This is a genomic window from Kitasatospora sp. NPDC002543, assembly GCF_053594915.1.
Genome location: NZ_JBSFWR010000165.1, coordinates 1 through 11,007, shown reverse-complemented (window position 1 = coordinate 11,007; position 11,007 = coordinate 1). Strand labels below are relative to the sequence as shown.

Annotated in this window: 7 protein-coding genes and 1 riboswitch; of the genes, 3 read left to right on the top strand and 4 right to left on the bottom strand. The window is 75.1% G+C overall.

The annotated features are described in order from the left end of the window. Positions 1-80: 80 nt before the first annotated feature. Positions 81-1,061, bottom strand: coding sequence for an ABC transporter substrate-binding protein (locus ACWD4P_RS36570; protein ID WP_449782601.1), 981 nt, complete (start codon positions 1,059-1,061; stop codon positions 81-83). Positions 1,062-1,165: 104 nt separating this feature from the next. Then, positions 1,166-1,369, bottom strand: a riboswitch (cobalamin riboswitch). Between the two features lie 404 nt (positions 1,370-1,773). Between ACWD4P_RS36570 and ACWD4P_RS36565 the strand changes: the two genes are divergently transcribed. Beyond that, complete coding sequence (locus tag ACWD4P_RS36565) at positions 1,774-2,955, top strand: cytochrome P450 (RefSeq protein WP_449782600.1); 1,182 nt, start codon at positions 1,774-1,776, stop codon at positions 2,953-2,955. 194 nt (positions 2,956-3,149) lie between these two features. Here the strand turns inward: ACWD4P_RS36565 and ACWD4P_RS36560 are convergent, their stop codons facing one another. Next, the gene (locus ACWD4P_RS36560; protein WP_449782599.1) at positions 3,150-5,573 is read right to left on the bottom strand and encodes a caspase, EACC1-associated type; all 2,424 of its coding nucleotides are present in this window, start codon (positions 5,571-5,573) and stop codon (positions 3,150-3,152) included. Continuing rightward, positions 5,566-5,916: an effector-associated constant component EACC1 gene (locus ACWD4P_RS36555; protein ID WP_359829496.1), complete on the bottom strand. Its 351-nt coding sequence runs from the start codon at positions 5,914-5,916 to the stop codon at positions 5,566-5,568. The genes ACWD4P_RS36560 and ACWD4P_RS36555 overlap by 8 nt, the downstream gene beginning before the upstream one ends. A gap of 199 nt (positions 5,917-6,115) precedes the next feature. Between ACWD4P_RS36555 and ACWD4P_RS36550 the strand changes: the two genes are divergently transcribed. Beyond that, positions 6,116-6,928: an SAM-dependent methyltransferase gene (locus ACWD4P_RS36550; protein WP_449782598.1), complete on the top strand. Its 813-nt coding sequence runs from the start codon at positions 6,116-6,118 to the stop codon at positions 6,926-6,928. 23 nt (positions 6,929-6,951) lie between these two features. Here the strand turns inward: ACWD4P_RS36550 and ACWD4P_RS36545 are convergent, their stop codons facing one another. Further along, positions 6,952-7,611 (bottom strand): LuxR C-terminal-related transcriptional regulator, encoded by a 660-nt coding sequence (locus tag ACWD4P_RS36545; RefSeq protein ID WP_449782597.1) that lies wholly within the window; start codon positions 7,609-7,611, stop codon positions 6,952-6,954. Positions 7,612-7,771: 160 nt separating this feature from the next. Between ACWD4P_RS36545 and ACWD4P_RS36540 the strand changes: the two genes are divergently transcribed. Further along, a partial coding sequence (locus ACWD4P_RS36540; RefSeq protein WP_449782596.1) for a cytochrome P450 occupies positions 7,772-11,007 on the top strand: 3,236 nt, incomplete at its 3' end.

Genomic DNA, 11,007 nt, shown 5'->3' with positions numbered 1-11,007 from the left:
TAGGTGTCGTCGTGTGCCGTCCAGTCGTCCCACTCGGCGGCCCCGGCCGGCGGGCCGCGCGACGGGGTGGGGCGCGGTGGTCATGAACCCTGGTGCAGTCGGCCCAGGCCCGCGGACACCCGGGCGGCACCGTCGGCGAGCAGCACGCCGGGAGTCGACTCCGAGAACGGCACCACCACGAAGGCCTCGCGCCGCACGGCGCCGAGCTCGCTCAGCACCGGGTCGTTCCGCAGGTAGTCGATCTTGGACTGGGCGGTGTCCCAGCCGGCGTCCGCGAGCACGATGGCGTCCGGGTCCGCCGCGACGACCTTCTCCCAGCTCACGTTCTGCCAGCCGCCGGGCAGGTCCCCGAAGACGTTGGCGGCACCCACGGCGTCGAGCACCAGCTGGGGCCCGCCGTGGCCGGCGCCGACGAACGGCGACTTGGTGTCCGAGTCGTACCACAGGACCTTCAGGCCCTTGCCCGCGGCCGTCGCCCTGATCCGGGCCAGTTGTTCCTCCTGTTCCCGCTGGACCGCGGCGGCCCGGTCCGTGACGCCGAAGACCCTGGCGACGTCGTTCAGTTCGCCCCACGCCGCCTGCCAGGTCGTCGGCGCGGCCTTGCTCCTGTCCGAGCAGCCGAACGGGGAGACGTACGACGGGATGCCCTGGCCGACCAGTTCCTCCCGGGAGCCCGCGACCTTGTCGGTGAACGCGCTGGCGTAGGAGGCGTACAGGAAGTCGGGACGGGCCGCGAGGAGCTTCTCCTTCGTCGGGTACTCCTTGGAGAGCACCGGGACGGACTCGTAGGCCGTCTTCCACTTCCCCGGGACGGCGTCGTCGAGGTAGGCGGTACCGGCCATGCGGGACTCCAGGCCGAGGGCCAGGGCCACCTCGGTGGCACCCTGGTTGAGCGTCACCAGCCGGGCGGGCGGCGCGCCGACCGACACGGTGGTCCCGCAGTTGTCCACGCTGACCGGCGCGGCACTCCCGGTCGATCCGCCGGCCGCGACGGGCGCCGGGGCGCCGGCGCAGCCGCCGAGCGCGCCGACGAACAGGACGGCCGCGACCGCCCGGCGCACACGTGCCGGACCTGCCGGACGCGCGGGGCGGGTGGGACGAACGGAGCATATGGACGGAAACGGGTACGGCTGACCGCTGGGCACGTGTTCTCCAAAACCCTCGTGGAACATGTCGCGCCGTGGCCGGTCTCCTGGCTTCCGCATCGACGCACCACGGCCGACCTTCCCGGGCGGATCTTCGGGCCGCCCAGTGGCCCCGACCGCTGGGGGAGCCGGTCGGCGAGGGCCGCGGAACTCCGCGGCAACAGTGGCGAGGGCCGCACCGGACTTCGACCGGTTTCCCGTGCACCACGGCGGTGAAAAGGTATCAGGCGTGGTCAGGCCGGTGCCGACCGGCTCGAGGGGTGATCGTTCGGCCACGCCCGGTGGCAACGCGACAGCGCCGAACGCCGTGCGGGCCCCCGAGGAACCGGCCTCGCCCGAAGCGCCCCGACCCGTACGGGAGGAACGCCGCCCCGCGCCGGACCTTCCGGTACGGGCTTCAGGGGGTCCAGGTGGCGGGCTCACCGCCGGCCAGGCCGAGGCGAGCCACTGGCCCGTAGCACCCAGGGGTCCAGAGGCGCGGGGAAGTCACCCGAATACCGCCATCCGGGCGATGCCTGCAGGGGGTTGACTCACATGCGTGACGCCGACCCGAAAGCATGAGGTCCACGGACCGGGCGGGCCCGCTCGTCCGCTGGGCCGCCGTTCCATCGGCAGAACAGGAGAGATCGTGCCCTCCGACCTCACCGTCCCCCTGCACCGAATCGCCTTCCAGGCGTCCGGACCGCCTCGGTTCACGGAGCTGCCGGACGGCACGCCCGTGTGGCTCGTGACCCGGTACGACGACGTGCGCCAGGTGCTCACCGACGCCCGGTTCGGCCGCTCACCGCTCCACGCGCCGGACGCCGCCCCGGTCACGGACAGTCCCAGCCTGCTGGACAGCCGTGACGCCATCGGCCGGCAGGACGGCGACGCGCACCTGCGCCTGCGGCGCGCCATCGGCCGAGCCTTCACCCCGCGCGCGATCGCCCGGCTGCGCCCGTGGGTGGCTTCCGTCATCGACGGCCTGCTCGACGAGCTGGCCAAGCACGAGGACCGGCAGGCCGACCTCGTCGCCGACTTCGCCCTGCCCTTGCCCTGCGCCGTCATCCACCGGCTCCTCGCCATCGACGACGTCCCCATCGAGCAGATCCTCCACTGGGCCCAGCACGCCTTCGCCGACGTCGACGCGACGGCGGAGCCGGGCGACCACGCCCGGGACGAGCTGAACGCGTTCACCGCCGAGCTGATCCTCAAGCGGCGACGGACACCCGGCGACGACGTGGTCAGCTCCATCGTCCAGGCCTCCGACCTCGAAGGCGGCATTCCCCACGCCCAGCTCGTCAACCTGATCGCCACCATGGTCGTCGGCGGCCACGACACCACCATGACCGTGATCGGCAACGCCCTGCTCTACCTGCTGACCGAGCAGCGGCACACCTGGGCCCGGCTCGGCGCCGACGAGGACGCCGCCGCACTCCTCACGGAGCAGGTGCTCCACCGGATCCCCATCGGCGATCGGGCGGAACGCGGCCGCGTTCTCGTGGCCACCGAAGACGTCGACCTCGGCGGTGTGACGGTCCGGGCCGGGGAACTCGTCACCGCGGACCGGGTGGCCGCCAACCGCGACCCCCAGGCGTTCCCCGGCGACCCCGACGACCTGTTCGCGCCGCTGCCGAACCCGTCCCTGTCCTTCGGCGTGGGCCGGCACTACTGCCTGGGCACGTGGCTCGCCCGGGCCGAACTCCACCTCGCCCTTCACCACCTCGCCCGGCGCCTGCCCGCGCTGCGCCTCACCGTCGGCGTCGACGACATCCGCTGGCGGCGCGGCACGGTCACCCGCAGCCCGATCCACCTGCCCGCGACCTGGTGACTGACTGCCGGTCGGCGCCGTAGAGGCCCGCGCCGAAGACCGGGAGGCGGGCCGGCTGCTCGCCGGGCCGCCGGCCCGGTCAGCGCGCGGTGGCGCGCCTTCCGATCGGGCTCGCCGACATCGGCCGACGAGCCCACGACGGCCATCCGGCCGCCGCGTCCACGGCGAGCCGGTCGACGAGGTCGGCCTCGGGCTCAGTCGTCCCAGCACGCCACGGCGGTGACGACGGTGAAGGCCAGCCAGCCGACGACCGCCAGGGCGATGGTGACGACGGAGGCCCACTGGACCGAGAGCAGGATCATGCTGCCGATGAAGGTCACGTAGGCCAGGGCGGCGCAGCTGCCGACCGGGGCGAACCACTCGCCCCGGCGGCTCCGGAGCAGGCCGCCGAGGAGGAGGGCGGTTCCCGCGCCGACCAGGAGGGAGAGTTCGACGGTCCTGAGCCAGGAGATGTGGTCGACCGGGGAGAGGTGGCCCTGGTGGGAGACCTCGACCACGCGCCCGTTCCAGAGGGTCAGGTCCGTGTCCCCGCCGGTCTGCACGCTGTTGTAGAGGCCCTCGGAGACGGTGTAGGTGGCGGTGGGCGCGGCCTCCCGGGAGACGGTCAGTTCGTAGTTGGTGGAGTCGCCGCCGGCGTCGATCCGCTTGTGGGTCACCCGGCCGGTCTCGTGTCGGGTGCAGTCCGTGGTGGCGGCGGGGACGGTGGCGGCGCAGGCCGGGGCACCGAGGTAGGCGACCGACTCCTGGTAGGAGTCGACGAACCAGGAGAAGCCGAGGGCGACGGTGGCCAGGCCGGCCAGGACGAGCAGGACCTGGGCCGTGACGCGGGCCACCAGGCGGGCGACGGGGCGGCGTTTCCTCGGGTGGCGCGGGCCGGGGTCGGGCGAGGGCGGCGTCGAGGGGTTGCGGGGCGGCGGTGTGCGGACGGCCGGTGCCGGGATCAGGGCGCTCCCGGTCCGGGGCGCGCCGGGGGTCTTCGGGTCCGGGGGCGCCGGGGTGGCCGGGGCCGTTCCGGTCATCCTGGTGGTCTTGGTGGTCCTGGTGGGCTCCGGGGCCGTGCGAGCGGTGGTCCGGCCGGCCGGGGCGGTGACGGAGCCGACCGGGGTGGCGGCCGGGGCGGCCGGTTCCGCCGCGTGCGGCGGGTCCAGCAGGTGCTCGACCTGCCGCCGCAGGACGAGCAGCTCCGCGGTGATGCGTTCGGCCTGCTCCCGGACCCTCGCCAGGTCCGCCTCCAGCGAGCGGTTCAGCCCGGCGGCGGCCTGCAGTTGGCGGCCCCTCGCCCCGGACTCCTCCTCGAGCCGGCGGCTGCGCTCCTGCTCGGCCGCGAGCTGTTCGGTGAGGCGCTCGGCCTTCGCGCGGGCGCGTTCCTGCTCCTCCCGTGCGCGCTCCCGCTCGTCGGCCCGGTCCCGGCGGGCCGCGTCCCGCTCCGCGGTGAGGTCGTCGATCGCCTGCCGGAGGCGCTCGGTGACCTCCCGGAGGTAGACCACCTGGTCGGCGGGGTCGGGGCTGTCCCGCAGCTCGGCGGTGCGCAGGTCGTGGAGCTCGCGCAGCCGGGACGGGGCCGGCGGACGGCCCTGCCGGGTGAGGAAGGCGGCGAAGCCGTCCAGGAAGGCGCGCGGGGCGGTGACCCGGCCGGCCAGGTACGCGTCGACCTGCTCCGGGGTGTGCCCGGTGGCCTCCGCCAGTCGTCCGACGTCGGTTGACGCGATGTCGGTTGGCGCGATGTCGGTGGGCCCGGCGTCGGTGGGTGCCGTGCCGTCGTCCCCGGGCCCGGTGCACTCCGCGAGCGCCGCGGTCAGTGCCCGGGCGAGCCGGGAGTCGCGGGCCGGCGCCGGGCGGTGGGCGGTGTTGCGGGCGAAGGCGAACCGGCCGGCCGTGTCGGTGCCCTGCCGGTTGGGGACGGGCAGCCCGCGCTGGATCAACTCCTCGCGCAGGTAGGGGTAGAGGGTGTCGAGGGTGAGCCACTCCGGTCCGTCGGGGAGTCCGGCCTCGACCAGGTCGACGAGGGTTCCGGTGAACGAGGTGGGTCGGTCGGCCTGTTCGGCGAGCGGGACGACGTGGGCCGCGCGGTCGCTGGCGGTGAGGATGTAGGTGCCGAGGATCTTGGTGGACACGGCCGGTGGGGCCCCGCCCGCCATGGCCTCGATGGCCCGGCCGGCGAAGCAGCAGTCCAGGACGACGGCCTTGACCTTCGCCGGGCTCCCCAGGAAGGCCTCGCGGACCTTGGAGTAGTCCAGTCCGGTCACGTCGGCGTGCTCGGACGAGGTGTGGGCGAGCGTCAGGCACAGCTGGCCGAGCGGCCGGATCAGCCCATGGCCGACGTAGTAGAGCAGCAGCACGCCGCGGGTCTCGCGGGCGAGCTCCCGCAGGGTCTGGACCAGGGCGGGCATGTCGGCCGCGTCCTCGATCACGGTGACCCGCTCCTCGGGCCAGCCGCACCACCGCGGGTCGGTGAGGAGGCGGCTCAGCGCGGCCAGGCTGTTGAGGGCGGCGGGCAGCGGGGACAGTTCGGGGTTCCGGTAGGTGCCGGTGCCGATCAGGATCGCGCGGGAGTCGGCGAAGTCCGGGGGGAGGGGGAGCGGAGGCGCGGGTGGCGGGGGTGCGGGCGGCTCACTCATCGTCGTCGCTCAGCACCTCGGCCAGGAGCGGGACGAGGTCCTCCTGCTTCATCTGGCGGGCGGTCAGCTTGACCCGGCCGCGCTTGGTGGTCACTTCGAGCGAGACGTCCGCGCGCCGGGTGCGCAGCCACACCGACAGCGATCCGGCCAGTGCAGCACCGGCGCCGCCGGCCCCGAGGGCGATCTCCAGCACCTCGGTGACCCCGCCCAGCTCCCCGTCCGCGGGCGGGGACGGCAGGGGGCGGACCAGGCCCGCCAGCTCGCGTTCCCGGCGCAGCCAGTCCCAGAGTTCCGCCGTTTCCCGCGGCTCGTCGCCGCCGGCGATCCTGATGCGCGCGTCCATCGCACTCCCTCGGCTTCTCCCGGGCGGCTCCCGGGTTCAGCCGGGATGATGGCAGGGATCGGCCCGGCGCGGGGAGCAACCGGTAGAGCTTGTGACCGACTTGTGGAATTCCGCGGCGCGGTGGGTCCGGGCCGGTGGGCCCGGGGCGGGGTCCGGGCCGGTGGATCGGGGCGGTGGGACGCGTCGTAGATTGCCGGGCATGACGACCCCCGAACCGCTCATCCCGGTCTCCCGCACCGCCCTGTCCGTCGCCCGGGTGCGGGCCTTCGAGAGCTCCCGTGCCGACCCGCTGTTCGTCGACCCGTACGCGGCGGCGTTCGTCACCGCCGCCGGTCTCGAACCGGCCGCCTCCGGCCCGCCCAGCGACCTCGCCAGGGCGCTCGCCGCCCACGTCATCCTGCGCACCCGCCACTACGACGACCGGCTGCTCGCCGCGGGCGCCGACCAGGTCGTGCTGCTGGCGGCGGGCCTGGACACCCGGGCGTACCGGCTGGACTGGCCGGCCGGCACCCGGGTCTTCGAACTCGACTTCGACCCGGTGCTCGCCTTCAAGGGGCGGGTCCTGGACGGGCTCGGCGCCGTGCCGCGCGCCGGGCGCACCGCCCTGCCCGCCGACCTGCTGGACGGGCGGTGGCCCGAGCGGCTGGCCGGGGCCGGCTTCGATCCGGCGCGGCGCTCGGTCTGGCTGGCCGAGGGGCTGCTGGTCTACCTCGCCCCGGAGGAGGCGGCGGCCCTGCTCACGGCGGTGGCGGGGCTGTCGGCCCCGGGCAGCCGGCTGCTGCTGGAGCAGGGCCGGGACGTGAGCGCCACCCCCCACGACCCGGCCCGGACCCACATCACCGAGCTGTGGCGCGGCGGGCTCGGCCCGGGCACCGACGAGTGGCTCGACGGGCACGGCTGGAGCACCGGGACCACCTCCCTCGCGCGGCTCGGTGAGGTCCACGGGCGGCCGCTCCCGGACCCGTCCGCGGTGACGGCCTTCATCGAGGCCGTCCGGCGGCCCGCCGTCTGACCCCGCCGCCCCCGGCGCACCGGTCACACCGGAAGGGCCGGCTGCGGGGGCCAGGTGTTCGGCGCCAGGACACCGGTGGCGTAGGCCCGGGCGACCAGGGCGGTGCGGTTGGGGACGCGCCAGCGGCGGGAGAGCCGGGCCAGGTGGTAGTTGACGCCGTCCGGGGTGACGCCGATCTCCCGGGCGATCTGCGCGGTGGTGTCGCCGCGGGCCGCCGCGGCCAGGATCCGGGCCTCGACCGGGCTGGCCTCGGCCCGCTCGGCCTCGTCCGGGAGCTCCGTCGCGTGCAGCGACAGCAGCAGGCTCGGGGGCCGCTGCGGGACGTCGCCGACCAGGGCGACGGTCATCCGGCCGTACCGCTCGCGGCCGCCGGCGGGCGTCCAGGAGACCCGGGCCGGGTACTGCGAGCGGCGGTGCAGCCGGATGGCCTCGGTGACCGCCTCCAGCGTGCCGCTGTCCAGCAGGGTGAAGAACTCCAGAATCCTACGGTCGCGCAACTGGCCCGGCAACCGCCCGAATTCGGCGGCCATCGCGCGGTTGACGATCAGGATCCGGCCGCCGAAGTCGCACAGCGCGATGGGCAGCGGCATGTGGTCCAGCAGTTGCAGCGCCCGGTTGCGCCAGAACACCGCGGGGTCCGGCCGGTCGGCCGGTACGGGGCCGCGGCCGTGGGTGTCTCGCATGGGTGGTTCTCCTTCCGGGCGCCGGAGCTGACGGTCCGTGGGCTGGACCGCAACCGCGCCGACCACTACACAATCATGTAGTGATCGCGGCCGGACCTCCAGCGCGGTGGGCGCACAGTGGTGGAAGCAGAAAGTTTCCTGCCGTGGGAGGGGCACACCGATGACCGAGACCGTGGAGAGCGCGACCGAGGACGGGCGGGCGGCCGTGTCCGAGAGCAAGGGCGTCGCCCTGGTGGACATCTCGTCGATGCCGCGGGTCGCCGCCCCGATGCTGCGCATCATGGAACTGTCCAGGGCGCACGGGCCCGCGTACGTCCAGCGGCTGCACGGCCGGGACACCCTGGTCGTCAGCGGCCTGGAGCTGGTCGAGGAGCTGGCGGACGAGACCCGGTTCACCAAGTCGATCAGCATGGCGCTGGAGAACGTCCGCCGGTTCACCGGCGACGGCCTGTTCACCGCGTACAACGACGAGCCCAACTGGGCCCGGGCGCACGACATCCTGATGCCGGCCTTCGCGCTCGGCTCGATGCGCACGTACCACCCGGTGATGCTGCGGGTGGCCCGCCGGCTGGTCGACTCCTGGGACCGGCGGGAGGCCGCCGGACTGCCGGTGGACGTGCCCGGCGACATGACCCGGATGACCCTGGACACCATCGGACTGGCCGGCTTCGGCTTCGACTTCGGCTCCTTCGAGCGGGACGAGCCGCACCCCTTCGTCGAGGCGATGGTGCGCTGCCTGGACTGGTCGATGACCAGGCTCACCCGCGACCCGGAGGCGGACCACGGCGAGCGCGACGCGGCCTTCCGGGCCGACGCCGACTACCTGGCCGCCGTGGTGGACGAGGTGATCGCCGCCCGCTCCGGGGAGGGCGTCCAGGGCCCGGCCGAGGACCTGCTCGGCCTGATGCTCGGCGCGGTCCGGCCCTCGGACGGCACCCGGCTGGACGCCGAGAACATCCGCAACCAGGTGATCACCTTCCTGATCGCCGGTCACGAGACCACCTCGGGCGCGCTCTCCTTCGCGCTGTACTACCTGGCCAAGAACCCGGCCGTGCTGCGCCAGGTGCAGCGGGAGGTGGACGAGCTCTGGGGCGCCGAGGCCGATCCGCGGCCCTCCTACGAGGACGTCGGACGGCTGCGCCACACCCGCCAGGTGCTCAACGAGGCGCTGCGGCTGTGGCCGACGGCGCCCGCGTTCAGCCGGGAGGCGCGCGAGGACACCGTGATCGGCGGCCGCATCCCGCTGCGCGCCGGGGAGACCGTCTTCGTGTCCACGCCGATGCTGCACCGGGATCCGGTGTGGGGCGACAACCCGGAGCTGTTCGACCCGTCCCGCTTCGACCCCGGCCGCGAGGAGGCCCGTTCCCCGCACGCCTTCAAGCCCTTCGGCACCGGTGAACGCGCCTGCATCGGGCGGCAGTTCGCGCTGCACGAGGCCGTGATGCTGCTCGGCATGCTGGTCCACCGCTACCGGCTGATCGACCACGCCGACTACCGGCTGAGCATCAAGCAGACGCTCACCATCAAGCCCGACGGCTTCACCCTCGGCCTCGCCCGGCGCACGCCCGGCCAGGCCTGCGCGGCCTCGCCCGCCACCGGTGCGCTCGCCGCCGACGCCCCGGCGGCCGCCGGACGCCGCCCCGGGAGGGTCCGCCGGGGGACGGGCCTGCTGCTCCTGCACGGCTCCAACTACGGCGCCTGCCGGGAGTTCACCCGGCAGCTCGCGGAGGCCGCCGCCGACCTCGGCTGCGCGACCGAGACCGCCCCACTGGACGCGTACGCCGACGGGCTGCCCACCGACCGCCCGGTGGTGATCACCGCGGCCTCGTACAACGGGCAGCCGACCGACGACGCGGCCCGGTTCGTCCGCCGGCTCCAGGAGGCCCCGGACGGCGGCGGCGCCGAGGGCGTCGAGTACGCGGTGCTCGGCATCGGCGACCGCACCTACGCCGCGACCTACCAGCGCGTCCCGGCGCTGATCGACGACCGGCTCGCCGCGCTCGGCGGCACCCGGCTGCTGGACCGCGCCGAGGCCGACGCCTCCGGCGACCTGTCCGGCACCGTGCGACAGTTCACCGAGGCGCTGGCCGAGGCCCTGCTGGCCCGCCACGGGGACACCGACGCCCCGGCCGGTCCGGAGCCGGAGGCCGCCTACTCGGTGACCGAGGTGAGCGGCGGCCCGCTGGCCGCGCTGGCCGCCCGGCACGGCATGGCGGAGCTGACCGTCACCGCCGTCGGCAGCCTGACCGACCCCGCCTACCACCGGGTCAAGCGGCTGGTCCGGCTGGCCCTGCCGGAGGGCGCCGGCTACCGGACGGCCGACCACCTCACCGTGCTCCCGGCCAACGACCCGCTGCTGGTCGAGCGCGCCGCCAAGCTGTTCGGCGCCGACCCGGACACCGTGCTGAACATCGTGGCCCACCGGCGCACCGGACCGGCCGTCGACCGCCCGCTGACGGTGCGCGAGCTGCTCACCCACCACGTCGAGCTGCAGGACCGCCCGAGTGCCGAACAGCGTGCCGCCCTGGCCGCGCTCAACCCCTGCCCGCCCGAGCAGGCCGCGCTGCGGGCGCTGCCCGAGGACGACCCGCGCACCCTGCTGGACCTGATCGAGGACCACCCGGCCGTGCAGGAGCGGCTCACCTGGCCGGCGCTGCTGGAGCTGCTGCCGCCGATCCGGCCGCGGCACTACTCGATCTCCTCCTCGCCGGCCGGCGACCCGGGCCGGGTCGAGCTGATGGTCTCGGTGCTCAGCGCACCGGCGCGCTCGGGCCGGGGCACCTTCCGCGGCACCGGCTCCGGCTACCTGGACCGGGTGGCGGTCGGCGACACCGTGCTCGCCAGGGTCCAGCCCTGCCGGGAGGCGTTCCGGATCGGCCACCGCACCCCGGTGGTCATGGTCGCGGCCGGCACCGGCCTGGCGCCGTTCCGCGGCGCCGTCGCCGACCGCCGGGCGCTGCTCGCCGAGGGGGCCGGGCTCGCCCCGGCCCTGCTGTACTTCGGCTGCGACGACGCGGCGGCGGACTACCTGCACCGCGGCGAGCTGGAGGCGGCCGAGGCCGCCGGGGCGGTCTCGCTGCGGCCCGCCTTCAGCGAGCGGCCCGAGCGGGGGAGGCGCTTCGTGCAGGACCGGATCGCCGCCGAGGCGGCCGAGGTCTGGGAGCTGCTGGGCGCCGGTGCCGAGGTGTACGTGTGCGGCGACGGGGCCAGGATGGCGCCGGGCGTGCGGGCGGCCTTCCGGACGCTGTACCGGGAGCGCACCCCGGGCGCCGACGAGCAGCGGGCCCAGGACTGGCTGCAGGGTCTGATCGAGGCCGGACGGACGGAGCGGCGGCCGACCGGCTGCCCGGCGGTGACGCTGACCAGGTGCTGGGCGAGGTCGAACGGCTCCTCGGC